Raw genomic sequence first — 24,646 nt, forward strand, 5'->3', positions numbered from 1 at the left:
TCTCAGCGGCCCAGTGGGCGGCGCGGCAGCGGTGAGGAGTACACGACGCTCGTCGTCACCGAGCCCAGCGTGCCGATCTTGCCGGACACCGTCTCCAGGTGGCTCATCGAGCGCGCGGCGACCTTGATGACGAAGCAGTCGTCGCCCGTGACGTGGTGTGCTTCCAGGATCTCGGGCGTGACCTCGACGAGGTCGTGGAACGGCTTGTAGTTGCCGTTCGGATACCTGAGCCGGACGAACGCCAGGATCGGCAGCCCGAGGCTTTCGGGGTCGACGACGGCCGCGTACCCCTGTATGACGCCCGCCTCCTCCAGGCGGCGCACCCGCTCGGTGACCGCGCTCGCGGACATGGAGACGGCCCGTGCCAGCTCGGCGAAGCTGGACCGGCCCTCGCGCTGGAGGACGTCGAGGATGAGCCAGTCGGTGGTGTCCGGGGAATACGCGGTCATCCGTGATGAATACCAGGAGAATCACCGGCCGATCAAGAGCGCTGCCGTGGATCGTCACTTCAGGACGGAGACCGGCAGACGTAGATTTCTGGTCAGGAAGTCCCGCGGGACTCGGTGCGCGAGAAGCACCGGGGTGGCAAGGGCGGCACCGGTCCGGCGGGGCCTGGAGCAAGGAAAGGCAGGCCATGATCGCGACTGCTGAGGGCATCACGACCGGTACGGCGACCGGTGCCGCGTCGAACACCCCCGGGGCGGACACGTTGACCGGTGCCGCGTCGACCACGGCCGCGGCGCACCCGCCGACCGGCTCCGAGGCCGGTTCCGTGACGGTGGCGAACCCCGTTCTGCGGGTGGCACCGGCGTCCCCGGCCGCGGCCGCCGCCTACTTCGGCGCGAGCCTCGCCTTCCACGCGGACGTGTCCGACGTGGCCGCGGCCCTCGCAGCCGACGGCGACCCCGGATTCGTCGTACTCGACTCCCGCTCCACCGCCTCGTGGGACCAGGGCCACATCCCCGGCGCTGTCCACCTGCCCACCGCGCTCATCCCCGAGCAGGCCGGGCAGCTCCTCGACAAGTCGGTGCCGGTCGTCACCTATTGCTGGGGCCCCGGCTGCAACGGCGCGACCAGGGCGGCACTCGCCCTCGCCGAACTCGGCTTCCAGGTCAAGGAGATGCTCGGCGGCTTCGAGTACTGGGCGCGCGAGGGATTCGAGTTCGAGACCTGGGAGGGGCGTGAGCGTCCCGCCGCGGACCCGCTGACGGCGCCCGTGGACACGGAGGACTGTGGCTGCTGACTCCGGGGAACGGGCATCGCGCCGACTCCGGGGAACGGGCATCGCGCCGACGGCTTCGGCACGCGCGTTTCGCGCCGATGTCCGCCTCGGGCCTTCTGGGGATGCCTGCCGTACGGGGGCAGACGAGTGCCGTGTAACTTCTGCGCATGCCAAGATGCGCGGACCCTGGTGCGGTCCAGTGGGTGGAGTCGGGCGGCGGGCCGCTCATAGCGATTCCGGAAGCGGTCCTCCCGTTCTGGTCGGGGGCCGACGGCGACGACATGTCCTGCGACTACGACCGGGCCTGTGACGTCGACGGATTCATCGGCTTCCTGCCCGTGGGCGACACCAGGGCCCTCGTCCTCGGCGACGATCCCGCCTCGACCACCTACCTCCCCGAGCACGGCGCTTTCGTACGCTGGTGCGCCGCCGAGTCCGAGGACGAACTGCTCGCTGTTGTCCCGGCCGCGCTGGCGGAGGCCGTGTGGGAGCCGGAAGCGCAGTGGGACGTGCCAGGCCCCGTCGTTCTCTTCGACGCCGCGTGGCCGGGCATCGCCTCCGAGGGCACGGACCACCTGAGGGTGGCGCTCGAACCGGGCCGGTACGGGGTCCGCGCGGCCCGTGTCGAACCGGGCCCCGAGACCTGGGTGGGCCTCGTACAACTGCGTCGGCTGACGCCCTGATCTTCTGACGGACCGGCGTCGGGGCGCCCTGGCGAGAGGGCGCGGCGGCCGGAGTCGGCCGCCGCGCGGGCCGTCAGAGCCGGGACAGCTCGTCCACCAGGTCGTCCAGGCCCAGCGACCCCTGGGACAGGGCGGCCATGTGCCAGGCCTTGGCGTCGAAGGCGTCACCGTGGCGCTTCTTCGCGTTCTCGCGGCCCAGCAGCCAGGCACGCTCGCCGAGCTTGTAGCCGATGGCCTGTCCGGGGATCGTCAGATAGCGGGTCAGCTCGCTCTCCACGAAGTCGGCCGGGCGGCTGCTGTGCGAGCCGAAGAACTCCTCCGCCAGCTCCGGGGTCCACCGCTCGCCCGGATGGAACGGAGCGTCGGCCGGGATCTCCAGCTCCAGGTGCATGCCGATGTCGACGATGACCCGGGCGGCCCGCATCATCTGCGCGTCGAGGTAGCCGAGCCGCTGCTCCGCGTCGGTGAGGAAGCCGAGCTCGTCCATCAGCCGCTCCGCGTACAGTGCCCAGCCCTCGCAGTTGGCGCTGACCTGGCCGACGGTGGCCTGGTAGCGGGACAGGTCGTCGACGACGTACGCCCACTGCGCGAGCTGGAGGTGATGGCCGGGTACGCCCTCGTGGTACCAGGTCGAGACGAGGTCGTAGACGGGGAAGCGGGTCTGCCCCATCGTGGGCAGCCAGGTACGGCCCGGCCGGGAGAAGTCCTGCGACGGGGCGGTGTAGTAGGGAGCCGCCGCGCCGCCGGGCGGGGCGATGCGGGACTCCACCCTCCGTACCGGCTCGGCGAGTTCGAAGTGGGTGCCGTCCAGGGCCGTGATCGCCTCGTCCATCAGCCCCTGGAGCCACCTCTGGACCTCGTCGACCCCCTCGATGTGCCGGCCGTGCTCGTCGAGGTGCGCGAGCGCCACCCAGGGAGTCGCCGCTCCGGGCAGGATCTTCTCGGCCTCGGTCCTCATCTCGGCGAGGAGCCGGTGGTACTCGGCCCAGCCGTACGCGTACGCCTCGTCGAGGTCGAGATCCGTACCGTTGAAGTAGCGGGCCAGCCGCGCGTACCGCTCGTGACCCACCGTGTTCGGCGCGCCCTCGATCGTGGGCGCGTACACCTCGCGCATCCAGTCCCGCAGGCCGACCAGCGCCTCCGTCGCGGCACGCGCCGCCGTGTCCAGTTCCTCGCGCGCGGAGCCGGGGCCCGCCGAGACGAAGTCCTCGAACCAGCCGCGGCCCTGGCCGTCCGTGTCCGTCCACTCGGTGAGCTGCCCGATGAAGGTCGAGGTCGGGCGCGGGCCCGCGTAGAGCTTGCGGTCGAGTCCGAGCGCCAGGGACTCCCGGTAGCCCGAGAGCGCGGCCGGTACCGCGCGCAGCCGCTCGGCGACCGTGGCCCAGTCCTCGTCGGTCTCGGTCGGCGTCAGGGTGAAGATCTCCCGCACGCTGTGCGCCGCAGTGTGAAGATTGCCGACGGACCGCAGACCCTCGCCCGCGTCGTGGACCGCGAGTGCGGCGGTGAGCCGTTCACGCAGCAGCCGGGCACAACGCCGCTCGATGTCACGTTCCGCGCCGGGCTGCCGCTCCGCCTCGTCCAGCCGCGCGAGTGTCACCCGCGCCAGCTCGGCGACGGCGTCCTGGCCGGCGGGCGAGGTGTCGGGGAGCCTGCCGTGACTCTCCTTCACACCGAGGTAGGTGCCGAGAACCGGGTCGAGGGCGATGAGGTCGTCGACGTACGCGTCGGCGACCTCGCGGGGCAGCGGCTTCTTCGTCTGTGACATGCGCACATCCTCATACGCGGACGGGCGCCGCGTCAGCCCGGTCAGCCGGGCTTTTTCGCCGCATCAGCCGGATTTGGCCGGGGGCGACGTGCCCGGCGCGGCGGGAGGAAGCAACGGGCCGCAGTCCCACTGCTGGAATATCAACCGCGTCTCGACCCGCGCCACCTCACGCTGCGAGGTGAACTCGTCGAGCACCAGTCGCTGCAGATCCGCCATGTCCGCGACCGCGACATGGACGAGGTAGTCGTCGGGACCGGTGAGATGGAAGACGGTCCGCGACTCCGGCAGCAGCCTGATCCGGTCCACGAAGGGCCCCACCAGTTCCCGGCGGTGCGGCCGCACCTGTACGGACAGCAGCGCCTCCAGACCCCGTCCGAGTTTCGCCGGGTCCAGCCGCAGCTGATGGCCGAGAATGACCCCTGCCCGTCGCAGCCGGGTCACCCGGTCGAGGCAGGTCGAGGGCGCGACCCCGACCTGCACGGCGAGATCGCGGTACGTCGTCCGTGCGTCGTTCTGCAACAGCCGCAACAGATGAAGATCCACCGGATCGAGTACGACGGAATCGGCCATGGCGCGAACGTAACACGGGATGTGGCGCCCGAACCCCGCCCGGTGTTCAGGCTTCCGCCCATGGACTCCGTTGTGTACGACAAGCAGGGCGCGACTGACGCGCCGGACGACCCGAGCGGAAACGGCCGGGTCTTCGCGGCTCCGACCCGGGCACTCGCCACCGAGGCCGTGCACGCCGGCCGGGAGGATCTGGCGGCTCTGGGGCTGCACGCGGCCCCGATCGACCTGTCCACCACCTACCCCTCGTACGACAGCCGCGGTGAGGCCGCCCGGATCGACGCCTTCGCGGCCGACGGCGCCGAACCCGAGGGCCCGCCCGTCTACGCCCGGCTCGGCAACCCGACCGTCGCCCGCTTCGAGACCGCCCTCGCGCGACTCGAAGGCACCGAGAGCGCGGTCGCCTTCGCGAGCGGCATGGCCGCGCTGAGCGCAGTCCTCCTCGTGCGGAACGCCATGGGTCTGCGCCATGTCGTCGCCGTACGTCCCCTGTACGGCTGCAGCGACCACCTCCTCACGGCCGGGCTGCTCGGCAGCGAGGTCACCTGGGTCGACCCGGCCGGTATCGCCGACGCGCTGCGTCCCGACACGGGCCTCGTGATGGTCGAGTCCCCGGCCAACCCGACGCTCGCCGAACTCGACCTGCGGGCCGTGGCCCACTCCTGCGGCTCGGTCCCGCTCCTCGCCGACAACACCTTCGCGACGCCCGTGCTGCAACGCCCCGCCGAGCACGGTGCGCGCCTGATCCTGCACAGCGCCACCAAGTACCTGGGCGGACACGGGGACGTGATGGCCGGAGTGGTGGCGTGCGACGAGGAGTTCGCCCGGAAGCTGCGCCAGGTGCGGTTCGCGACGGGGGGTGTCCTGCACCCGCTGGCCGGCTATCTGCTGCTGCGCGGCCTGTCGACCCTGCCGGTCCGGGTCCGGGCCGCGTCCTCGAACGCCGCGGAACTCGCCCGCCGGCTGGCCGACGATCCTCGCGTCGCCCGCGTCCACTATCCGCGCATCGGCGGTGCCATGATCGCCTTCGAGGTGCACGGCGACCCGCACGACGTCATCGCCGGAGTCCGGCTGATCACCCCCGCCGTCAGCCTCGGCAGTGTCGACAGCCTCATCCAGCACCCGGCCTCGATAAGCCACCGCATAGTCCCCACGGCGGACCGCCAGGACGCAGGCGTGAGCGACCGGCTGCTGCGCCTGTCGGTGGGCCTGGAGGACGTGGACGACCTGTGGTCCGACCTTGAGGGAGCGCTGGGGTTCACCAGCGGGGGCTGAGGGGGGCGGGGGCTTGAGGGGGCTGAGGGGGCCGGGGCTTCGCGTCGGGCGAAACGCCGCCACCGGGCCTGCCCGCGCCGGGCCGGGAGCGGCTGACCGGCTCGGCATCCCGGCGGTGGAGCGGCGGGTGGAGCGGCGGGTGGAGCGGACGGGTCCGCCGACCCGTCCGCTCCGACGCCCAGGTCCGCGGGCCCGGCGGGGCCGCGGGCCGATGGGACGTGGACCTGAATTCTCGGGGCCGGCTAGTCCCTGCCGGCCCACGTTCCGTGCTGTGCGTGGCTGTGGCCCTGGTCGTACGGCAGACGCGAGCTCACCGGCGTGGCGTCCAGTCGGGCGGTGATGACCAGGGTGCCCTCCTCGATCTGGTAGTCGAGCGGGAGGCCGAGGCCGCGCATGGCGGCCACCATGCCGGTGTTGGATGCCTGCGTGACGGCGTACACGCTCTCGCAGCCGGCGTCGACGGCCATCGTCACCAGGCGGCCCAGCAGTTCGACGCCGATGCCGCGCCGCTGCCAGTCGTCCTCGACGAGGAGCGCGACCTCCGTCTCATCGCCGTCCCACAGGAGATGGCCGAGCCCGACGATCCTGCCGGATGCCGTCTGTACGGCCAGGGTGCGCCCGAAACTGGGGCTGAGCAGGTGGTTGAGGTAGCGGTCCGCGTCCCCGACCGGGCCGTGGTACCGCATGCTCAGCGTGCGCGGCGAGCAGCGCTCGTGCATCGCCTTGGCGGCCTCGACGTCGGAGGCGTCGGCGCGCCGTACGGTGATCGCGTTCCCCTCGGGCAGCGTCAGCAGGTCCTGCCCGCGCGGAACGCGCGGACCGAGCCGCGCGTCCAGCTCGACCAGTGCCCGCGCCCGGGCGAACTCGGTCGGCGTGAACGGCAGATACGGCCGCTCCACCGTGATCACCCCGCCCTCCGGTGCCCGCAGCCGCATCACCGTGTCCTCGAGTGCCCCCTCGACGGGAGCCCCTTCTGTCGCCCGGCCGGAGACGGGAGAGGTGGCGGGCAGCGAACGGATCGTGCACCGGCCGAGCAACTGCCGCAGTGCGAGCGGAAGTTCGGAGGCGTCGAGAGCGGTGCGGGTGGCCAGGCCGAGCACCCGGGTCGGCGCGTCCACCAGATCGTGGGCGTCGGCCCGCTCGATCCAGGTCGCGCTGCCGCCCGCCTGCGCCACTTCGCGGGTGATCTCGGACGCGGCCAGCTCGGCGGGGGCGCGCAGCAGGAACTCGTCGACCGTCCCGTCCGCCAGCGGGTGGGTCTGGAGGCTCAGGATGTCGACCTGGCGCTGTGCGAGCACCGTGCACAGCGCGGCGAGCGAACCCGGCGCGTCCTTGACCGTCGTACGCATCCGCCACAGCACCGTCGCCTCGACGACGTCCACCGGTGCGGAGGTTCCCGCCGCTTCCCCGGGAAGCGCGCCCGCTCGCCCGTCCGAAGGCGGCCGGGCGCCGGGATCGCTCGTCGGCGGCGCGTGACCGTGGCGCCTTGCCCACCATGTGTGGAATCCGGCCGTGGCGGCCAGGACGGCCGCGGAGGTGGCCAGCAGCGCGGGACCGTCCGGCCCGTGCCCGACGAGATTGGCCACCCCGTCCGCGACCGCTACGGCCGTGAACAGCGCGGCGAGTTCGACGATGTCCCGCCGCCAGTGGTGGACGGGCCGTCCGTGCTTCGCACGCGTCACATCAGACATGTCTGGAGTCATACAGTCACTGTGAAGGAATGGTGTTGCGTGATCACGAACGGCTTGTGACTGATCGGTTAAGAGTCGTTCTGCCCTTTTTTGTAGTTCTTTTTACGGGTCTTTTGCCTCGAACGCGCGAGCGGACTGCCCACCTGGTCAGGGCCGCCGGATCTCTGAGCGCCTTGGCCCTGGGGTGTGGCGGCCCTACGTAAGGCGGCGGTCCCGCCGTGCCGCGCGCCCCGGGACGGCCCGAAGCGCGACACGGCGGTTCGAGTGCGCCTACTGCCCTACGCGCCCCGGCTGGAGCACCCGCGTGAACAGCACGGTCCCGTCCTGCTCGCGAAGCCGCACCGTCAGTTCGCCGCTGTCGCCGTCGATGTCGACCTCGCCGAAGAACTGATAGCCGCCGGCGGGCGAGACGTTCGAGGCGACGGGCGCCTTCACGAACACCCGCTCCGGGCCGAACGTGTTGTCCAGCGTGCTCGCCGGGAAGGCGCCGGCGTTGAGCGGCCCGGAGACGAACTCCCAGAACGGCTCGAAGTCGGTGAAGGCGGCCCGCGACGGCTGGTAGTGCTGCGCCGACGTGTGGTGCACGTCGGCGGTGAGCCACACGGTGCCCGTGATCCGTCGGTGCTTGATGAACCGCAGCAGTTCGGCGATCTGCAGCTCACGTCCGAGCGGCAGGCCGGGGTCGCCCTGGGCGACGGCCTCGATGTTCGGCTGTCCTTCGGTCGTGTCCGGCACGACGAGGCCGAGCGGCATGTCCGCGGCGATCACCTTCCACACGGCACGCGAGCGCGACAGCTCGCGCTTCAGCCACTCGAGCTGTTCGGCACCGAGGATGCCCTGCGGGTCCGTGGTCTGGTTGTCCGGGGAGTTGGCGTTGCGGTAGGTGCGCATGTCGAGGACGAACACGTCCAGGAGCGGCCCGTGGCGCACGACCCGGTGCACACGGCCTTCCCGGTCGCCGGGCCGCAGGGTCGAGACGGGGAAGTACTCGCTGAACGCGCGCCGGGCCCGAGCCGCCAGGACGTCGACGCTCTTCTCGGTGTAGCGCGCGTCCGTGCTCGCGATGACCTCGCCCGGGTACCAGTTGTTGCGCACCTCGTGGTCGTCCCACTGGATGACGGAGGGCACCTGGGCGTTGAACCTCATGAGGTTCTCGTCGAGCAGGTTGTAGCGGAAGTTGCCGCGGAACTCCGCCAGCGACTCGGCGACCTTGGACTTCTCCTCGGTCGTGATGTTCCGCCACGTGCTGCCGTCGGGGAGCGCGGCGGTCGTGGCGATCGGGCCGTCCGCGTAGATGTTGTCACCGCTGCACAGGAAGAAGTCGGGGTCGAGCCGGGCCATCGCGTCGTAGATGCGGTAGCCGCCGATGTCCGGGTTGATGCCCCAGCCCTGCCCCGCCAGGTCGCCCGACCACAGGAAGCGAACGCCGTCGCGCCGCCCGTGCGGAGTCGTACGGAACGTCCCGCTCACCGGCTCGCCGGTGCGCCGGGGGTCGTCGGGGTCGGCGAGCAGGACGCGGTAGTGGATCTGTTCGCCGGAGGGCAGTCCGCGCAGCCGGGTGGTCCCCGTGAAGTCCGTGTCCGTGCCCAGCAGCGGGCCGTGCCATCTGCGCGGGTTGCGGAACGTCCCGGTCGCCGAGGTCTCGACGATCATCCGGGCGGGGCGGTCGGAGCGGACCCACACCAGGCCGGAGTCGGCGCTCACGTCGCCGGCCTGGACTCCCCAGCCCGCCTTCGGCCGGCCGGACAGGGCGAACGCCGGTGCGGAACCGAGCGCGGTGGGCAGAGCCAGTGCCGCCGACGCGGCCAGGGAACCGCGCAGCACGCTGCGGCGGCCGGGAAACGAGCTGGGCGGACGGTGCGACATGGATACGCCTCCGGGGACGGATTCGGCCAGTGTGCAGTGCCACAACTACTGGTGCGCCGCAGCGCACACGGAAACCACGGGTGAACAACTGGCCCTGGAAAGTCGGGAATTGGCGGCGCGGTGATGGTGATAGCGGGGCTGGTGACCGGGTTTCGCCGGGCCGGGGCGGGCTGGGGTGGGTGGCTCAGGTCGGAGGCGGGGTGGGACCGGGGGACCGGACCCGCCCGGTCGGACCGACTCGGCCTGGCCTGGCTCGGCTGGGTGGGATCGGCTCGGTGGGCCCGGCCCGGCCCGGCGACTGGCCTGGCTCGGTGGACTCGGCGCGGCCCGGCGGCCTGGCCCGGCCCGGAGCGGACGTCCCGGGTGGCGCGCGCCGGTGTGGGTGACGCCGCCCGTGTGATGTCCCCGTTCGCCGGCGTGCCTCAGGGCGCCGAGGGCTCCCGACGGGCGCCCTGGTCGCGCACGGCGTCCGCCATCAGGCGCACGCCGTCCCGTATCCGCGCGGGCGGCAGATGGGCGTATCCCAGTACCAGCCGTACGCCGTCCACGGCCGTCTCCCCGTAGTGTGCCGTGGGCCGGACCGTCACCCCCGCCGCCGCCGCGCGTGCCAGGAAGCGGTCCTGCGGACCGTACCGGCCGGGCAGCGCGGCGACGACGTGCAGGCCCGCCGCGATCCCGGACACCCGCGCGCCGGGAAAGTGCTCCTCCAGGGCCGCGACGAGGACGTCACGCCGCTCCCGGTAGGCACGCCGGCAGCGGCGCAGCTGACGGTCGTAGTCGCCGCGCTCGACGAAACGGGCCAGGAGCGCCTGGTCCAGGACCGGGTTGCCGAGGTCCATGGTGCGTTTGCGCTCGACGACCTCCTCGACGTGGGACGCCGGGACGAGCAGCCAGCCGAGCCGCAGTCCCGGGGCGAGCGACTTACTGACCGAGCCCGTGTACGCCACATGCTCGGGGTCGAGCCCCTGGAGGGCACCCACCGGGGCCCGGTCGTAGCGGAATTCGCCGTCGTAGTCGTCCTCGATCAACAGCCCGTCCACGGACCGGGCCCAGTCGAGGAGTTCCGCGCGGCGCCGCGCGGAGTACGCGATCCCCGTGGGGAACTGGTGGGCGGGCGTCGTCACCACGGCGCGTACACCGGAGGCCCTGAGCTCAGCCATGGCGAGGCCCTCGCCGTCCAGCGGCAGCGCCACGGCCCCGATACCGGCCGAGGCGAACAGCGAGCCGTGTTCCGGGCTGCCGGGATTCTCGACGCCCACGCCGGGCGTCCCGCGCGCGTGGAGCACGAATCCGAGCAGGGTCATCGCCTGCGCGACCCCGGAGACCACGATGACGCGCTCCGGGTCCGCGACCACGCCACGGCGGCGCACGAGCAGTTCGGCGAGGGCGGTCCGCAGCCTCGGCAGACCGCGCGGATCCGGGTATCCCAGCGCCTGGTGGGGCAGTTCGGCCAGTACTCCGCGGTGCGCGGCGGACCAGGCGGAGCGCGGGAAGAGCGACAGGTCGGGCGTTCCCGCCACGAAGTCGGCCAGCACCCCGGCCCGTCGTGGGGCGCGGTCACGCGCGCGCGGGCCGACCGCACGGACCGCTTCGCCGACCCAGGTACCGGCACCGCGGTCACTGCGCAGATACCCCTCCGCCGTCAACTGCTCGTACGCCTCGGTGACCAGCCCCCGCGACACACCGAGATCACCGGCCAGATCACGGCTGGAAGGCAACCGGGTGCCGGGAGCGAGCCGCCCGGACCGGACCGCCTCGCGCAGCGCGGTCTGAAGTGTGCGTCCACGCGCGCGTGCCGGCGCCGCCGCGGCGGGCAGGAGCAGCTCCCAGGCGGCCGGCCAGGGGGCCTGGATGGTTGGAAGGGAGTTCGGCGGCCCGCCTCGATTGGTCCCCGATGACGTCATGGAAGTGGACCTTAAACCGGACCAGGTCCGTTCGTAGCGTCACCTTCATGAACGCCACCACCATCCGGGGCGCGCTCCTCGCCGCCCTCGCCTGTGTCCTCGTCGGAGGATCCTTCACGGCCAACAGCGTCCTTGGCCACTACCCTTACGCGGGCGGTCAGTTCCTGCGCTACAGCTTCGCGTGTGCCCTTCTGCTGCCCCTCGTGGGCCGGGGCGGTGCCGCCCCGCTGCGGCGGCTCACAGGCCGCCAGTGGGGGCGCCTCGCGCTGATCGCGGCCGTCGGCATGGTCGGCTTCAACCTCGCGGTGCTCGCCGCCGAGCGCACGGCCGAACCGGCGGTTCCCGGCGTCCTCGTGGGGTGCGCCCCGGTCGTCGTCGCCGTACTCGTGCCTCTTCAGGAGGGGCGTCGTCCACAACGCCGTGTCCTGTACGGGGCGTCGCTCGTCGCTCTGGGCGCCCTCGCGGTTCAGGGGTGGGGCCGCACCGACGGGGCCGGGATCGCCTGTTCCGTGGGCGCGCTGGCCGGGGAAGCCGGCTTCGCCGTCCTGGCCGTACCGGTGCTGCGTCCCCTCGGGCCACGGCTGCTGTCGGCCACCGTGTGCGGGATCGCCGCGGTCGAGTCCGCGGTGGCCGGGGTGATCACCGGCGGTGGAGCGTGGCTGCGCCTGCCGGACGCCACCGAGGCGACCGCGCTGCTGTGGCAGGCGGCGGTCGTCACGGTCGTCGGCTTCGTCTGCTGGTACATGGGTGTCCAGCGCATCGGCGCGGAGCGCGCCACGCTCTTCTCGGGTCTCGTTCCCGTCGCCGCCGCCTGCACGGCGCCGCTTGTGGGCACGGGCGCCTACGGGGTCGCGCAGGCCGCGGGAAGCGTCCTGGTGGGCCTCGGAGTCGCCCTCGGATCAGGCGCGTTGGGCCTCGTCGTGGGACGGGGCTCACGGGCCGGCGCCGGGGACGGCTCAGCGGCTGCCGTCGAGGATGACGCGGGCGACGAGGGCGGGGTCGTCGTTCATCGGGACATGGCCGCAGCCGGGCAGCCGCACCAGCCGCGCCCGCGGAATGATCTGCTTGGCCCGGACGCCCTGGCGGCGCATCAGCAGCCGGTCGCGGGTGCCCCAGGCCACGGTGACGGGCAGCGCGGGGATGTCGTCCGTGAACTGGACGTTCGTGCCCGCCCGGAGGGTCTCGTCGAATCCCTGGGCGTGGGCCAGCGCGAGAGTCTCGGCGACGACCGCGTCCGCCGAACGGCGGCCGGGCCGGGCGTAGATGGTGCTGGTCAGCACCGTACGCCCGGCCGCCGAGCGGGAGAGCCGGTCGATGACCGGCAGCGGCATGCGCCGGGCCGCCGCACGCATGGCGATCAGCAGACCGAAGGCGTAGCGCCGCTCCACCGGTGACCAGAAGCCGGCGGGCGAGAGCGCGGTGACGGACCGTACGAGCTTCTCGCGGCCCAGCTCCAGGGCCAGCAGCCCGCCGAGCGAGTTGCCGGCCACATGGGGCCGTTCGAAGCCCAGCGCCTCGCACAGCGCGCCGAGCACGGGCACCACCGTCGACAGGTCGTGGGTGAGCCCTTCGGGCAGCGCGGGGGACTCGCCGAAGCCGGGGAGGTCCACGGCTATGACGTCGCGCTCGGCCGCGAGGATGGGGATGACCGGGTCCCAGGCCTGCCGGTGGTGGCCGATCCCGTGCAGCAGGAGCAGCGGTTCACCGGTGCCCACGCGCGCGTAGGACAGGGTGACCGTCCTAGGGCCGCGCGGGGAGGGGAGGCTGACGGTGACCGTGTCGGACATGGGACTGCTCCTCGTCTGGACGCCGTGACGAACCATCTGTAGACAGCTTGTCAGCAATTGCTACCAGCGGGTAGCCCCCGTCTCCGGAACCCGCCCCGTCCTCGTCGCCCGCTACCGCGCCCTGTGCACCTCCACATTGAAATCCGCGTGCCCGATGCCCTGGAACAGGCTCAGCCACAGCGGCAGATACATTTCCGCGGCCCGTGCCGTCCGGATGCCCCCGAGGTCGAGCACCCGGTGCGCCGGCCAGCCGAACTCGCCCAGCAGCGCCGTCACCTGCTCCTTGGCGCCCGCGTCGTCACCGGAGACGAAGATCTGGTGCTCGCCCGGCACCCTGGCGGGGTCGACCATCACCTGGCAGTTGACGGTGTTGAGGCTCTTCACCACGCGGGCCTGCGGGAACGCGCGCTGGATCTGCTCGCCCACACTGTCGGACTCGACGGGAGAGAGGCGCATCCCGCCGTCCTCGAACGCGAGGGGGTTGGAGACGTCGAGCAGCACCTTGCCGTCCAGGTGTTCCTCGCCCGCCGACCCCAGCACGGTGAGCGCGACCCGCCCGCCCACCGCGTTCACGACCACCTCGCCGAACGCCGCGGCCTCCGAGAACGTGCCGTGACGGGCCGTGGGACCCGAACCGCCGGCCCACTCGACGGCCGCCGCGTTGTCCTTCGTGCGCGAGCCCAAAGAGACCTCGTGGCCCAGTTCGACCAGCTTGCCGGCAAGCGCGCGTCCCACGTCGCCCGTGCCCAGAACCCCGTACCGCATCGTCGTACCTCCCGTGTCGAGACCGCGGGCCGACGGCGGGCCCGCGGCCATTCTGCTCCGGGACGGCGATTTCGCCTGGACACGAAGGAAGGTGTCGGGTGGGATGGTGCGGTGGCAATCGACACCGCGACCGATGTCTTCGAAGAACATCGCCCCGTCCTGATGGGCGTGGCGTACCGCATGCTCGGGCGGGCGGCCGACGCGGAGGACGTCGTCCAGGAAGCGTGGTTGCGCTGGTCCGCCGACGACCGGTCGGACGTCCGTGAACCGCGCGGCTACCTGGTCCGCGTCACCACCAGGCTCGCCATCGACCGGCTGCGCCAGGTCCAGTCGCGCCGCGAGGCCTACGTCGGACCGTGGCTCCCGGAGCCGTACGTCACCGACTTCGGCGACACCGTCCCGGACAGCGCCGACCGGGCCGTCCTCGCGGACTCCGTCTCCCTCGCCGTCCTCGTCGTCCTGGAGTCCCTGTCACCGCTGGAACGCGCGGTGTTCGTCCTGAGAGAGGCGTTCGGATTTCCCTACGCCGACATCGCCGTGGTCCTCGACCGGGGTGAACCGGCGGTGCGTCAACTCGCCGGGCGGGCGCGCAAGCACGTAGAGGAACGGCGGCCGCGTTACGAGGTCGACCCCGACGAACGCCGTGACCTCACCGAGCGGTTCCTCGCCGCGGCGGGAGAGGGCGATCTGGAGGGACTCATGTCCCTGCTGGCACCGGAGGCGCGGCTCATCGGCGACAGCGGAGGCCTGGCCCAGGCGCCGCTGCGCGTGCTCGACTCCGCCGACAAGGTCGGGCGGTTCGTCATCGGCGTCACCAGGAAGGGTGTGCCCGGCCTGTCGTTCCGCTTCCTCGAGGTCAACGGCGGTGTCGCGGTGCTCGCGCTGTCCGAGGGCAAGCCGGACAGCGTCATCCAACTGGACGTGGCGGACGGCCGCATCCAGTGCGTCTACATCGTGCGCAACCCGGAGAAGCTGGTGTCGCTCTCCGTCGACTGACCGCTCGCGGACACCTCGGCCCGAGGCGCCGGAGGACAGCGAAAGCCCCCGTCTTCGGACGGGGGCTTTCGCCGTCGTGTCACGGACATCGCCCAGCGAGAACACCTCGTGAACGCTCTGCTGCAGGCCGCCTGTGCAATCGGTAAGGGATCGAGGATTGGTCTTGACCAAGGGTGGGGGCGGCCCTATCGTCGCAGGGATAGTGCAGGAACCTTTAATAAACAAGGGCGTTAAAATGCCGCCGGGCCACGGCGATTGCGGAGGACAGGGTGGGGACCACGCAGTTGGAATCGGTGCCGGAACCTAAGTACTGGCATCTCAAGACCGTGCTCAGTGAAGCACTGGACTCCGAATTCACCGTGGGCGAGATCCTGCCCAACGAACGTGATCTGGCGGCCCGCTTCGGCGTCGCTCGGGCCACCTTGCGCCAGGCGCTCGAACAGCTCGAACTGGAAGGCCGGCTGCAGCGCCGTCGTGGCGTGGGCACCACGGTCGCGCCGCCGCGTATGGGTGTGGCCGTCGGAACCGAACAGCACGTGTGGCCGGGGGCGGCCGGCGACGCCTGGCACGCCGCGGACTGCACCGTGGTGGCACCGCCCGCGTCAGTGGCAGGCATCCTGGAGACCGCCGCCGGCGAGCTGGTGCACACGGTGCGCCGTTCCCGGGTGACGCACGGTCAGCCCGTCGCCGCCGAGCTCCTGTACATCCCGGCGTCCTCGGTGCCGGACCTGTCGGCGATCGACGCGCCCTCGGGCGCCGCACGCGCGCGTGCCGTGCTGCGGGAACTCCAGCGCCTGGAACTGGAAGGCCAGGACCGTGCCGTCGAGCTCGGCTCGGCCCGCGCGGACGACGCCAAGGAGCTCGACCGCCTTCCCGGAGCGCCCGTTCTCGTCGTCACGACCCGCTTCTTCGCCGAGGGGCGTACCGCCGCCGTCTCCATGGCCACGTACCGCGCGGACACCTGCCGGCTCACGTTCGGTGACTCCGGTGGCGTGGAGATCCACCACGACCCGGAGCGTCGCGCTTCCTGAGCCGTTCCGCCCGGACCGCCGCGCGCTTCGACACGCGTCCCGGACAACACCCGTCGCGCCCCGGAACACTCCGGGGCGTGACGTTTTTTCGTGGCTGTAGCTGTAGCTGTAGCTGTAGCTGTAGCTATATCTGTAGCTGTGGCTGTAGCTCCCTGTAGAGGTAGCTGTACCTGCACACGAAGCTGAGGCAGCAGCCGCCGCGTCGCTGTCGGGTCAGCGGCGCGCCGTCACGGTCCCCTCCACCGCGAACAACTGCTCCTCCACATGGTCGAGGGCCAGGCGTAGCGCCCCGGTCGCCACGGCCGCTTCGCCCAGCATGGAGAGGGCCACCTTCGGCGGGCGCAGGCAGTAGCGCGCCAACTCCCGCCGCAGCGGCTCCAGGACACCGTCCAGACCGGCCGCCCAGCCGCCGATGACGACCAGCTCCGGATCGAGGGCGAGGACCAGGGCCGCCACGTCGTGCACCAGCCGCTGGATGAAGCGGTCGACGGCCGCGCGCGCCCGCAGGTCGCCGCCCTTGGCCAGCGCGAACACCTTGGCGACCGCCTGCTCGTCGAGCGGGTGCAATGGTTCGTCCGTGGTCGACAGCAGCGTCTCGGGAGTGACGTCGCGGCCCAGCAGATGCAGCGCGCCGATCTCGCCGGCCGCCCCGCCGTATCCCCGGTGCAGCCGCCCGCCGATCAGCGAGCCGGCGCCCGGACTCAGTCCCGCCAGGACGAACACGACGTCGTCGGACTCGGCCGCCGCACCCTTCCAGTGCTCGGCGACAGCCGCCGCGTTGGCGTCGTTCTCCACGAGCACCGGGCACTTGAAGGAACGGCTCAGCCGCTCGCCCAGCGGCAGGCCCGTCCACTCCGGCAGCGCTGTGCCCAGGCGTACGGTGCCGTCCGCCTCCACGATGCCGGGGCTTCCCACGCCCACCGCCCGCAGCGAGCTACGGGCGACGCCGGCCCTGCGCAGCAGTTCGGCGACCGCCAGCCGAAGCCGTTCCAGCCGTTCGTCGGCGGACGCCGTCTCGTCCACGTCCTTGGCCATCGCGCCCATCACGCGTCCGTCCAGGTCCGCGAGGAGCGCCGCGACGCGGTGCGGGCCGATCTCCAGGCCCAGCAGATGCCCCGCCTCGGCCCGGAACCGGAACCTGCGCGCCGGACGCCCCTGGCGCCGCGTGGCGCCCTCCTCGGCCGCCTTCTCGACGACCAGCCCGTTCTCGATCAGCCCCTCGACGACCCCTTCGACCGTGGGCCGTGACAATCCGGTCACCCGGGTGATCTCGGTGAGGGTCGCGCAGTCCGTGGCACGCAAGGCGTGCAGCACCACCGCGGAATTGATCCGTCGCAGCAGAGAGGGATCCCCGCCGGTCAACCGCCCCAACGTCCGTCCTCCCAGCTTGTGCGCGTGTTGGCCGGATCGTACTCGTCGCGGGGGTCCCCGGCGAGGGCCGGGGACCCTTTCCCACCGACGGATCGCTCTCAGCCCGGTGCCACGAACCCCGACTCGTAGGCCGCGATGACCGCCTGGGTACGGTCCCGGGCCCCCAGCTTCGCCAGTACGGCGCTGACATGCGACTTGACCGTCTCCGTCCCGACGACCAGCCGCGTGGCGATCTCGGCGTTCGACATCCCCCGGGTCATCAGCCGCAGCACGTCCGCCTCGCGCTCGGTCAGCGCGGCCCGCCGCATGGCGGCACGCGCCGCCGGATTCCCCCCGCCCTCCCCGTACTCGGCGGCCAACTGCCGTACGGAGGCGGGGAACAGCAGGGACTCGCCCTCGGCCACCAGACGTACCGCGTGCACGATCTCGGCCGGCCGCGCCCGCTTGAGGAGGAAACCGTCAGCACCCGCGCGCAGCGCCTCGTAGACGTATTCGTCGTTCTCGAACGTCGTCACGACGAGGATCTTCGGCGGATCGGTGACGGTCCGCAGCACCGCGCGGGTGGCCTCGATGCCGTCCATCAGCGGCATCCGGACATCCATGGCCACCACGTCCGGCCGCAACCGCCGGACCAGCGGGATCACCGCCGCGCCGTCGGCCGCCTCACCGACCACCTCGATGTCGGGCTGCGCCTCCAGAACGGCGCGCAGCCCCGCGCGTACGAGTGGTTCGTCGTCGACGAGCAGAACGGTGACCGGCATCCGGCCAGCGTAGATCAGCTCAACGGCAGCTCTGCGTGCACCTGCCAGTCGCCTTCGTGCGGGCCCGTCCGGGCGCTGCCGCCGAGCAGCGCGGCCCGCTCCCGTATGCCGCGCAGGCCGCTGCCGCGTCCGGGCCCCGCTCTGCCGTCCAGCAGCGGATTGCGGATCTCCAGGGTGAGCGCGCCGTCCCTGACCTCGATACGGACCCGCACCGGGACGCCCCCGGCGTGCCGCAGCACATTGGTGAGCGACTCCTGGAGGATGCGGTAGCCCTCTCTGGACACCGGACCGGCCACCGTCTCCAACGGGCCCGAGACCTCTGCGTCCACCTTGGCCCCCGAGGTGCGCGCCGACTCCAGCAGCCGGTCCGCGTCGGCCAGCGTGGGGCGGCCGCTCACCGGACGCTGTGCCTCGCGGAGCACGCCCAGCACCCGCTCCAGATCCTCCAGGGCGGCTCGTCCGGTCTCCTCGATGGCGACCAGGGCCCGGCCGGTGAACGCCGGGTCGCCGGCCGCCCGCGCGGCACCGGCCTGTACCACCGCGACCGTCAGCGCGTGTCCGATGGAGTCGTGGAGCTCGCGGGCGATGCGGTTGCGCTCCAGGAGCTGTTCGGTCCGCTCCTCCAGCGCGGCGAGCCGCTCGGTGGGCGAGGGACCGAGGAGCTGCCGAGCCAGCACCGTGGTCAGCTCGCCGAGGCCGACCACCACGCCGTACAGGGCGATCAGGGGCAGCGGGACGAGCAGCGCGCAGGTCCAGTGCGGGTCCAGGAGCATCACCACCGGATCGTCGGTGGGCCGGTAGCCGGTGGCCGCCCTGCCGAGATCGACGGCGAACACGGGCAGCCAGACGGTGACACCGCAAGCCGCCCAGCCCAGCAGGATGCGCGCTTCCAGCCAGAGCACGGTCCGCCACCGGTCCCGCCACCCGACCGAAGGAGCGATCGAGAACGCCGTGTCCTCACCGGTCCGCTCGTCCGGCGCCAGCATGAAACGGGCCTGCACACCCTCGCCCCGCCGCACGGCCGGGATAAGGCCCAGGGGAATCACCATCACGGCGGGCACCCACGGCTTCGACGAGTCGATGAACAGCCACACACTGGTGAACAGCATCGGCACCCACAAGTGCAGCAAACGCGTGTACGTCGTCCCCCACAGCAGCGGGCGCAGAAATCGGGCCATTGCGTCATCGTGCCAGCAGGCACTGACAACGGACCTCCCCCGGGCGGGGGAGAGGATCTCCACCCGCGGGGGAGGCGGGAGCCGGTCCGCGGCCGCCACGCTGGGCCCATGACCAGCATCGACGTCCAAGACCTGACCAAGGAGTACGGCAGCAAGCGCGCCGTGGACCGCCTGACCTTCAGCGTTCTCCCGGGCCGCGTCACCGGATTCCTCGGCCCGAACGGCGCCGGAAAGTCCACCACCATGCGGCTCGTGCTGGGCCTGGACCGGCCCACGTCCGGCACCGCCACCATCGGGGGCCGTGCCTACGCCACCCTCGACGAGCCGCTCCGGAAGGTGGGCGCCCTGCTCGACGCCGGGGCCGCGCACGGATCGCGGACCGCCCGGGACCATCTGCGGGCTCTGGCGGCCACCAACCGCATCCCCGAACGCCGGGTGGACGACGTACTGGAGGAGACGGGGCTCGCCTCGGTGGCCCGGCGCCGGGTGAAGACGTACTCCCTGGGAATGCGTCAGCGTCTGGGCATCGCCGCCGCGCTCCTCGGCGACCCGCCCGTGGTGCTCCTGGACGAACCGTCGAACGGGCTCGATCCGGAAGGGATCATCTGGATCCGGGAGCTGCTGCGCCGGCTGGCCCGGGAGGGGCGCACCGTCCTCGTCTCCAGCCACCTCATGAACGAGACCGCGTCCTTCGCCGACCAGCTCGTCGTCCTCGGCCGCGGCAGGCTGCTCGCCGACATGCCCATGCGCGAGTTCATCCACGCACGCGTGCAGCCTCGCGTCCGGGTACGCAGCACGGACGGCGGCGCGTTGGCGAGCCTGTTCGCGGAGCACGGCATCGAGGCCGTCGAGGGCGAGGACGGCCTCTGGACCGCCCTCGACGCGCGGCTGGAGGACATCGGGCGCCTCACCTCGGCCGCCGGTCTTCCGATTCTGGAACTCGCCGCGGAGGAAGGCACGTTGGAGCAGGCCTATCTGGATCTGACCGCCACCGAGACCGAGTTCGCCGCCGCCCCGACCCAGCCTCAGGAGGCCTGACCGTGTCCTTCGCACCCGCACTCCGCGCGGAGTGGATCAAGATCCGAACCCTGCGCTCGCTCCTCTGGGGCCTGCTCGCCGTCCTCGCGGCCACGGTGGCGTTCTCGGCACTCGCCGGACTCGACAACTCCGGCGACCCGGAGTTCGACCCGCTCTTCTCGACCTTCTTCGGTGTCGTTTTCGGCCAGATCGCCGCCATCACCTTCGGGGCGCAGGCGGTCTCGGCCGAGTACCAGGGCGGCGCCCTGCGCGTCTCGCTGTCGGCGGTTCCCGACCGGGGCCGCTGGTTCCTGGCGAAGACGGTGGCGATCGGCGGACCGGCTCTGGTCATGGGCCTGGTCACGGGAGTGGCCGGTCTGGTCGTGGGGACGTCCGTGCTCGGTTCCCGGGCTGACGGGCTGACCGGGACGGAGGAACTGAGGGGAGTGGTCGGCTGCGCGATCTACCTGGCCCTGATGGCGCTGTTCGCGGCGGGCCTGACAGCCGTCCTGCGCAGCGGGGTCGCCACGCTGAGCATCCTGATCCCCTTCCTCCTGATCGTGTCCTTCGTCGTCGGGGGAGCGTCGGGGAGCGTGGCGGACTTCCTTCCGGACAAGGCGGGGCAGGCGGTCCTGCACGAGACGGCCGACGGCGCTCTGGGCCCCTGGAGCGGGCTCGCGGTGACCGCGCTGTGGACCGCCGCGGCACTGGGCGCGGGCGCGTGGTGCGTCCGGCGCCGGGACGCCTGACCGCACTGGCCTCCTGACGCCTCACCAATTGTCGGTGGCGGCCGCTTTACTGGACGTCATGGCCATCGCGCAGCAGCTCGCCGTGATCGACCGGCTGTGCTCCGAGGACTTTCCCGCGGAGCGCGGCCGGTCGGATGCCGGCACGGGCGGACCCGGCCACCACATCGCCGAGTTGGTGACGAGCGAGGACTTCCGGGAAGCCGACGGCGCGGCACGTGAGGAGACGGAGGAGCAGTTCGAGGCCGACCGGGACGGTCTCTCGGAGGTGCTCACCCGCCGCTGGGGGAGCCCGTACGTCTTCAGCCTGGCAGGTGTTCTCGACCGGGTGACGGACGGCGAGGACATACCCGAGCCCTGGGGCGTCCTGAGTTCGCACGTGCCCGACGCGCACCTCTGGAAGCCGGAGGGCCACGACCGCTGGGTCGCCCTCGGTATCTCGCGGTGGGACAGCGAACTGCCGTTCCAGCTGCTGGCGGTGATCACCGAGACGGACCCACCCTGACTCAGGGAGCCTGCGCCGCCGCCCGCAGGCGGCCGAACTCCTCGGCCATCGTCGCCGCGGTCCAATGCGCGTTGAGCCCACTGGGGTTGGGCAGTACCCACACCCGGCTCGACCCGATCACCCGATCCTGCGGGCCGATGCCGGCCTTGCGGTCGTCGAACGCCGCTCGGTACGCGGTCACCCCCACCACCGCCAGCCACCTCGGGCGCAGCCGCTCGACCTTCTCGCCGAGCAGCCGCCCGCCCTCGCGGTACTCCTCGGCACTCAGCTCGTCGGCGCGGGCCGTCGCCCGCGCCACCACGTTCGTGATGCCGAGTCCGTACGAGAGCAACTCGTCCTGCTCGGAGGGCTTCAGGAGCCGCGGGGTGAACCCGGAGAGATGAAGCACCGGCCAGAACCGGTTGCCGGGCCGGGCGAAGTGGTGGCCGGTGGCCGCCGTCATCAGGCCCGGATTGATGCCGCAGAAAAGGACCGAGAGGCCGTCCGCGACGACATCCGGCACCAGCCGGTCGCGGGCGGCCTCCAGGTCCGCTCGGGTGAGCCGCGTCAGAGGATCGCCCCGGGCGTGTAGGCGGCGGCCTCCGGGTGCTGCTTCACGATCTCCTCGACACGGCCGACGACGACGGCAACCTGGTCGGCGGCGGCGCCCGTGAAGGACAGCTTGTCGGCCATCAGCTCGTCGAGCTGCGCGCGGTCCAGCGGGATCCGCTCGTCCGCGGCGAGCTTGTCGAGCAGCTCGTTGCGCTCCGCGCCCTGCTCGCGCATGGCGAGGGCGGAGGCGACGGCGTTCTCCTTGATCGCCTCGTGGGCGACCTCACGGCCGACACCCGCGCGCACCGCGCCCATCAGGACCTTGGTCGTCGCGAGGAACGGCAGGTAGCGGTCCAGCTCGCGGGCGACGACGGCCGGGAAGGCGCCGAACTCGTCGAGGACGGTCAGGAAGGTCTCCAGCAGACCGTCCAGCGCGAAGAACGCGTCCGGCAGCGCGACCCGGCGGACGACCGAGCACGACACGTCGCCCTCGTTCCACTGGTCGCCGGCCAGCTCGCCGGTCATCGACGCGTAGCCGCGCAGGATGACCATCAGGCCGTTGACGCGCTCGCAGGAGCGGGTGTTCATCTTGTGCGGCATCGCGGAGGAGCCGACCTGGCCGGGCTTGAAGCCCTCGGTGACCAGCTCGTGCCCGGCCATCAGCCGGATGGTCTTCGCCGTCGAGGACGGGGCGGCCGCCAGCTGTACCAGCGCGGTCACGACGTCGTAGTCCAGGGAGCGCGGGTAGACCTGGCCCACGGAGGTGAAGGCCTGCGAGAAGCCGAGGTGCCCGGCGATCCGCTGCTCCAGGTCGGCGAGCTTGGCCGCGTCCCCGCCCAGCAGGTCGAGCATGTCCTGTGCCGTGCCGACCGGGCCCTTGATACCGCGCAGCGGGTAGCGGTCGAGCAGTTCCTCGAGACGGCCGTACGCGACGAGCAGCTCGTCGGCGGCGGTCGCGAAGCGCTTGCCGAGGGTGGTTGCCTGCGCGGCCACGTTGTGCGACCGGCCGGCCATGACCAGCTCGGCGTACTCGCCGGCGAGCTTGGCCAGCCGGGCGAGGACCGCCACCGTACGGTCGCGCATCAGCTCCAGGGAGAGCCGGATCTGCAGCTGTTCGACGTTCTCGGTGAGGTCGCGGGACGTCATGCCCTTGTGCACGTGCTCGTGCCCGGCGAGGTCGTTGAACTCCTCGATCCGCGCCTTCACGTCGTGCCGGGTGACCTTCTCGCGCTCGGCGATGGAGGCGAGGTCGACCTGGTCGAGGACGCGCTCGTAATCGGCGATGGCGGCGTCCGGCACCTCGATCCCGAGGTCCTTCTGGGCGCGCAGCACGGCGAGCCAGAGCTGACGCTCCAGTTTCACCTTCTGCTCGGGGGACCAGAGCGTTGCGAGCTCGGCGGAGGCGTAGCGTCCGGCGAGAACGTTGGGGATACGGGGCTTTGCAGGCGCGGCAGTCACGTGTATGGAGCATACCGGCTGTCCGGAGCCGGGCCTGTCAGGTCCGCCGCGTCCCGAATGCGCAGGTCGGGGCGGAGCGGCACCCCCCGGCGGACCGGGGTGTGCGTGAGAGGTGCGGGGACGGGACCAGGTGCCGCGTTTCGCGGGCACCACAGACCGCGTCGTCGCTCCTGCCGTTCGCCGGTGGTCCCGGCGAAAAGACGCTCAACTTCCTTTGAGTAGAAGGGAGTTGTTCATCGTATGTAGTGGAGAGATATTTTGGTGGACCGTTTTCGCAGGATCGTTCTCATGATCCCGAACGTGGTGGGCGACTTCCGTAGCCCGCCTGCGCATGGGGATCGGGGTGGGACTGCTCGCTGCCGACTACAGCGCGCAGACCCCCGTACGTCTTCGAGGTGAACCGGTCGTGGGCGAGGGTGAGCTCTGCCGTGATCAGTTGGTTGCGCTCATCGTTGACTTCCTCGATCTCCTGCATGAGCTGGGAGTTCTTGGCGCGCAGTGCGGTGTTCGCGTTGCGCGCCTCGTCGAGGGCTCTGGCATGGCTGCCGAGTCTGATGGCTGTGACGGTGGCCCTGCGGGCCATGGCTTTCTCTCGCTGGGACAGCTCCAGCTCGCGCTTGTGCATGTCCAGCTCGAGACGTCTGCGATGCTCCGCCAGGACGCTGAGATCATGCCGTGTGCGGGCGTCGACCTGGTTGATCGTGTGACGGAGCAGGGCCGCAAGGACCCCGGCCGCTCCCACGGTTAACAGGCCGACCCCGACTGCCGCAAACTCCCATGTATGGTGCCAGACGCCTTCGCCCACGAATGTCCAGCCGGCTGTGCAGCTGGCGGCGGACGCGAATGCCAGTCTGTACGCCACGTTTCGTTACCCCCTTGCAGTGGCCCCCCGGTTGTCGTCGGCGTCGAGATCCTTCTGGAGCTCGATAGCTTGGACGATGTTCCCGCTGAGCATTGTGCGGATTCTGAGATCAGTGATTCCCCATGCGTCCATGGCCTCCTCCGGGGTGAGTGTGACTGAGGCTACCCTCCGTACCGCAGGCTGAGGCCCGTGTTCCGGCGGAAGCATCCCGCTGTTGACCAACATCTCTCGCTGGTCGAGGCCAAGTACTGACGCCCATGTGTTCAGTTGCGAGGGGAGGGGGAGGGTCTTCCCTTCCAGTGTTCTGCTGATCGTCGTCAGGCTGACTCCAATCGAGATGGCCAGCTGAGCCCGGCCACCGGCTCGTGGGCGGACGTCGTACCCGGCCGCTGTCGCGGCATTCGTCAGGTACTCGCCAACCCTCCTTGCGAGAGCTTGTCGCTCACCGCGGGACTCGTGGGGGGACTCTTCCATGCTCCGCATGCCCGGAGAGTAGCGCGCATGTATGCAACTTGCACGCGACTTGCATGCGTGCATCTTCGCAGGTCAACGGGCGTGTGGGTGTCGTGGCAGGCCAAGGGGGACGGCTCGCACTCCAGTTCCCAACAAAAAGTCTCGTCGTCATACCGGCGAAGCAACTTGCGTACGTGTACGCAAGTTGCATA

General features: G+C 71.5%; 23 protein-coding genes and 1 pseudogene. 9 read left to right on the forward strand and 15 right to left on the reverse strand.

Annotated elements, in window-relative coordinates; all coding sequences use genetic code 11:
* Positions 1-2 precede the first annotated feature (2 nt).
* On the reverse strand, positions 3-449 hold the full coding sequence (locus ACFYW8_RS21020; protein ID WP_365870613.1) for an Lrp/AsnC family transcriptional regulator: 447 nt from the start codon (positions 447-449) through the stop codon (positions 3-5).
* Between the two features lie 185 nt (positions 450-634).
* Between ACFYW8_RS21020 and ACFYW8_RS21025 the strand changes: the two genes are divergently transcribed.
* On the forward strand, positions 635-1,243 hold the full coding sequence (locus ACFYW8_RS21025; protein ID WP_389077587.1) for a rhodanese-like domain-containing protein: 609 nt from the start codon (positions 635-637) through the stop codon (positions 1,241-1,243).
* Between the two features lie 146 nt (positions 1,244-1,389).
* The gene (locus ACFYW8_RS21030) at positions 1,390-1,905 is read left to right on the forward strand and encodes an immunity 21 family protein (protein ID WP_365870611.1); all 516 of its coding nucleotides are present in this window, start codon (positions 1,390-1,392) and stop codon (positions 1,903-1,905) included.
* Positions 1,906-1,978: 73 nt separating this feature from the next.
* Here ACFYW8_RS21030 and ACFYW8_RS21035 read toward each other — a convergent pair whose 3' ends face one another.
* The gene (locus ACFYW8_RS21035; protein ID WP_389077593.1) at positions 1,979-3,670 is read right to left on the reverse strand and encodes a DUF885 domain-containing protein; all 1,692 of its coding nucleotides are present in this window, start codon (positions 3,668-3,670) and stop codon (positions 1,979-1,981) included.
* 63 nt (positions 3,671-3,733) lie between these two features.
* Positions 3,734-4,240, reverse strand: a complete 507-nt coding sequence (locus tag ACFYW8_RS21040; protein ID WP_389077595.1) for an Lrp/AsnC family transcriptional regulator — start codon at positions 4,238-4,240, stop codon at positions 3,734-3,736.
* A 60-nt stretch (positions 4,241-4,300) separates the two neighbouring features.
* Between ACFYW8_RS21040 and ACFYW8_RS21045 the strand changes: the two genes are divergently transcribed.
* The gene (locus ACFYW8_RS21045; protein ID WP_389077599.1) at positions 4,301-5,512 is read left to right on the forward strand and encodes a trans-sulfuration enzyme family protein; all 1,212 of its coding nucleotides are present in this window, start codon (positions 4,301-4,303) and stop codon (positions 5,510-5,512) included.
* 242 nt (positions 5,513-5,754) lie between these two features.
* On the opposite strand, the gene ACFYW8_RS21050 is transcribed toward ACFYW8_RS21045, so the two are convergent.
* The 3 genes from ACFYW8_RS21050 to ACFYW8_RS21060 form a co-directional block, all read right to left on the reverse strand.
* Positions 5,755-7,203 (reverse strand): GNAT family N-acetyltransferase, encoded by a 1,449-nt coding sequence (locus ACFYW8_RS21050; protein WP_389077602.1) that lies wholly within the window; start codon positions 7,201-7,203, stop codon positions 5,755-5,757.
* A 270-nt stretch (positions 7,204-7,473) separates the two neighbouring features.
* Positions 7,474-9,069: an alkaline phosphatase D family protein gene (locus ACFYW8_RS21055; protein WP_389077606.1), complete on the reverse strand. Its 1,596-nt coding sequence runs from the start codon at positions 9,067-9,069 to the stop codon at positions 7,474-7,476.
* Positions 9,070-9,491: 422 nt separating this feature from the next.
* Positions 9,492-10,973: a PLP-dependent aminotransferase family protein gene (locus tag ACFYW8_RS21060; protein ID WP_389077610.1), complete on the reverse strand. Its 1,482-nt coding sequence runs from the start codon at positions 10,971-10,973 to the stop codon at positions 9,492-9,494.
* 47 nt (positions 10,974-11,020) lie between these two features.
* Here ACFYW8_RS21060 and ACFYW8_RS21065 point away from each other — a divergent pair.
* Positions 11,021-11,809: pseudogene (locus ACFYW8_RS21065) on the forward strand (DMT family transporter); the annotation flags it as partial.
* 120 nt (positions 11,810-11,929) lie between these two features.
* Here ACFYW8_RS21065 and ACFYW8_RS21070 read toward each other — a convergent pair.
* Both ACFYW8_RS21070 and ACFYW8_RS21075 read right to left on the reverse strand, forming a co-directional pair.
* Positions 11,930-12,760, reverse strand: a complete 831-nt coding sequence (locus tag ACFYW8_RS21070) for an alpha/beta fold hydrolase (protein ID WP_365870602.1) — start codon at positions 12,758-12,760, stop codon at positions 11,930-11,932.
* Positions 12,761-12,871: 111 nt separating this feature from the next.
* Positions 12,872-13,525, reverse strand: coding sequence for an NADPH-dependent F420 reductase (locus ACFYW8_RS21075; RefSeq protein WP_389077618.1), 654 nt, complete (start codon positions 13,523-13,525; stop codon positions 12,872-12,874).
* Positions 13,526-13,636: 111 nt separating this feature from the next.
* On the opposite strand from ACFYW8_RS21075, the gene ACFYW8_RS21080 reads away from it, so the two are divergent.
* On the forward strand, positions 13,637-14,521 hold the full coding sequence (locus ACFYW8_RS21080; protein ID WP_389077623.1) for an RNA polymerase sigma-70 factor: 885 nt from the start codon (positions 13,637-13,639) through the stop codon (positions 14,519-14,521).
* Between the two features lie 269 nt (positions 14,522-14,790).
* Positions 14,791-15,552 carry a GntR family transcriptional regulator gene (locus ACFYW8_RS21085; protein WP_365870599.1) on the forward strand — a complete coding sequence of 254 codons (762 nt, stop codon included), beginning with the start codon at positions 14,791-14,793 and terminating at the stop codon, positions 15,550-15,552.
* Positions 15,553-15,765: 213 nt separating this feature from the next.
* Here the strand turns inward: ACFYW8_RS21085 and ACFYW8_RS21090 are convergent, their stop codons facing one another.
* From ACFYW8_RS21090 to ACFYW8_RS21100, 3 genes are all read right to left on the reverse strand, one after another.
* Positions 15,766-16,923, reverse strand: coding sequence for an ROK family transcriptional regulator (locus ACFYW8_RS21090; RefSeq protein WP_365870598.1), 1,158 nt, complete (start codon positions 16,921-16,923; stop codon positions 15,766-15,768).
* Positions 16,924-17,021: 98 nt separating this feature from the next.
* Positions 17,022-17,684, reverse strand: coding sequence for a response regulator (locus ACFYW8_RS21095; RefSeq protein WP_389077631.1), 663 nt, complete (start codon positions 17,682-17,684; stop codon positions 17,022-17,024).
* Between the two features lie 14 nt (positions 17,685-17,698).
* Complete coding sequence (locus ACFYW8_RS21100; protein ID WP_389077636.1) at positions 17,699-18,862, reverse strand: sensor histidine kinase; 1,164 nt, start codon at positions 18,860-18,862, stop codon at positions 17,699-17,701.
* A gap of 108 nt (positions 18,863-18,970) precedes the next feature.
* Between ACFYW8_RS21100 and ACFYW8_RS21105 the strand changes: the two genes are divergently transcribed.
* The 3 genes from ACFYW8_RS21105 to ACFYW8_RS21115 are packed head-to-tail and all read left to right on the forward strand — an operon-like array spanning position 18,971 to position 21,130.
* A complete protein-coding gene (locus ACFYW8_RS21105) occupies positions 18,971-19,900 on the forward strand; it encodes an ABC transporter ATP-binding protein (protein ID WP_389077641.1) in 930 nt (309 codons plus the stop codon).
* A gap of 2 nt (positions 19,901-19,902) precedes the next feature.
* On the forward strand, positions 19,903-20,628 hold the full coding sequence (locus ACFYW8_RS21110) for an ABC transporter permease subunit (RefSeq protein WP_389077646.1): 726 nt from the start codon (positions 19,903-19,905) through the stop codon (positions 20,626-20,628).
* 58 nt (positions 20,629-20,686) lie between these two features.
* Positions 20,687-21,130 carry a hypothetical protein gene (locus ACFYW8_RS21115; RefSeq protein ID WP_389077651.1) on the forward strand — a complete coding sequence of 148 codons (444 nt, stop codon included), beginning with the start codon at positions 20,687-20,689 and terminating at the stop codon, positions 21,128-21,130.
* A 1-nt stretch (position 21,131) separates the two neighbouring features.
* On the opposite strand, the gene mug is transcribed toward ACFYW8_RS21115, so the two are convergent.
* The 4 genes from mug to ACFYW8_RS21135 all read right to left on the reverse strand — a co-directional run bounded on the left by mug (position 21,132) and on the right by ACFYW8_RS21135 (position 24,464).
* Positions 21,132-21,632 carry a G/U mismatch-specific DNA glycosylase gene (mug, locus tag ACFYW8_RS21120; protein WP_389077655.1) on the reverse strand — a complete coding sequence of 167 codons (501 nt, stop codon included), beginning with the start codon at positions 21,630-21,632 and terminating at the stop codon, positions 21,132-21,134.
* Positions 21,633-21,676: 44 nt separating this feature from the next.
* Complete coding sequence (purB, locus tag ACFYW8_RS21125) at positions 21,677-23,119, reverse strand: adenylosuccinate lyase (protein ID WP_365870591.1); 1,443 nt, start codon at positions 23,117-23,119, stop codon at positions 21,677-21,679.
* Positions 23,120-23,405: 286 nt separating this feature from the next.
* Entirely contained in the window at positions 23,406-23,861 is a 456-nt protein-coding gene (locus tag ACFYW8_RS21130; RefSeq protein ID WP_389077660.1) for a hypothetical protein, read from the reverse strand.
* 126 nt (positions 23,862-23,987) lie between these two features.
* Positions 23,988-24,464 (reverse strand): transcriptional regulator, encoded by a 477-nt coding sequence (locus ACFYW8_RS21135; protein WP_389077664.1) that lies wholly within the window; start codon positions 24,462-24,464, stop codon positions 23,988-23,990.
* Between the last annotated feature and the right edge of the window lie 182 nt (positions 24,465-24,646).

The organism is Streptomyces sp. NPDC002742, from assembly GCF_042888885.1.
Taxonomy (GTDB): domain Bacteria; phylum Actinomycetota; class Actinomycetes; order Streptomycetales; family Streptomycetaceae; genus Streptomyces.

Coding starts and splice junctions, on each gene's coding strand:
- ACFYW8_RS21020 (WP_365870613.1), bottom strand. CDS start 449: ATGACCGCGTATTCCCCGGACACCACCGACTGGCTCATCCTCGACGTC.
- ACFYW8_RS21025 (WP_389077587.1), top strand. CDS start 635: ATGATCGCGACTGCTGAGGGCATCACGACCGGTACGGCGACCGGTGCC.
- ACFYW8_RS21030 (WP_365870611.1), top strand. CDS start 1,390: ATGCCAAGATGCGCGGACCCTGGTGCGGTCCAGTGGGTGGAGTCGGGC.
- ACFYW8_RS21035 (WP_389077593.1), bottom strand. CDS start 3,670: ATGTCACAGACGAAGAAGCCGCTGCCCCGCGAGGTCGCCGACGCGTAC.
- ACFYW8_RS21040 (WP_389077595.1), bottom strand. CDS start 4,240: ATGGCCGATTCCGTCGTACTCGATCCGGTGGATCTTCATCTGTTGCGG.
- ACFYW8_RS21045 (WP_389077599.1), top strand. CDS start 4,301: ATGGACTCCGTTGTGTACGACAAGCAGGGCGCGACTGACGCGCCGGAC.
- ACFYW8_RS21050 (WP_389077602.1), bottom strand. CDS start 7,203: ATGTCTGATGTGACGCGTGCGAAGCACGGACGGCCCGTCCACCACTGG.
- ACFYW8_RS21055 (WP_389077606.1), bottom strand. CDS start 9,069: ATGTCGCACCGTCCGCCCAGCTCGTTTCCCGGCCGCCGCAGCGTGCTG.
- ACFYW8_RS21060 (WP_389077610.1), bottom strand. CDS start 10,973: ATGACGTCATCGGGGACCAATCGAGGCGGGCCGCCGAACTCCCTTCCA.
- ACFYW8_RS21070 (WP_365870602.1), bottom strand. CDS start 12,760: ATGTCCGACACGGTCACCGTCAGCCTCCCCTCCCCGCGCGGCCCTAGG.
- ACFYW8_RS21075 (WP_389077618.1), bottom strand. CDS start 13,525: ATGCGGTACGGGGTTCTGGGCACGGGCGACGTGGGACGCGCGCTTGCC.
- ACFYW8_RS21095 (WP_389077631.1), bottom strand. CDS start 17,684: ATGCCGGTCACCGTTCTGCTCGTCGACGACGAACCACTCGTACGCGCG.
- ACFYW8_RS21100 (WP_389077636.1), bottom strand. CDS start 18,862: ATGGCCCGATTTCTGCGCCCGCTGCTGTGGGGGACGACGTACACGCGT.
- ACFYW8_RS21105 (WP_389077641.1), top strand. CDS start 18,971: ATGACCAGCATCGACGTCCAAGACCTGACCAAGGAGTACGGCAGCAAG.
- ACFYW8_RS21115 (WP_389077651.1), top strand. CDS start 20,687: ATGGCCATCGCGCAGCAGCTCGCCGTGATCGACCGGCTGTGCTCCGAG.
- ACFYW8_RS21135 (WP_389077664.1), bottom strand. CDS start 24,464: ATGCGGAGCATGGAAGAGTCCCCCCACGAGTCCCGCGGTGAGCGACAA.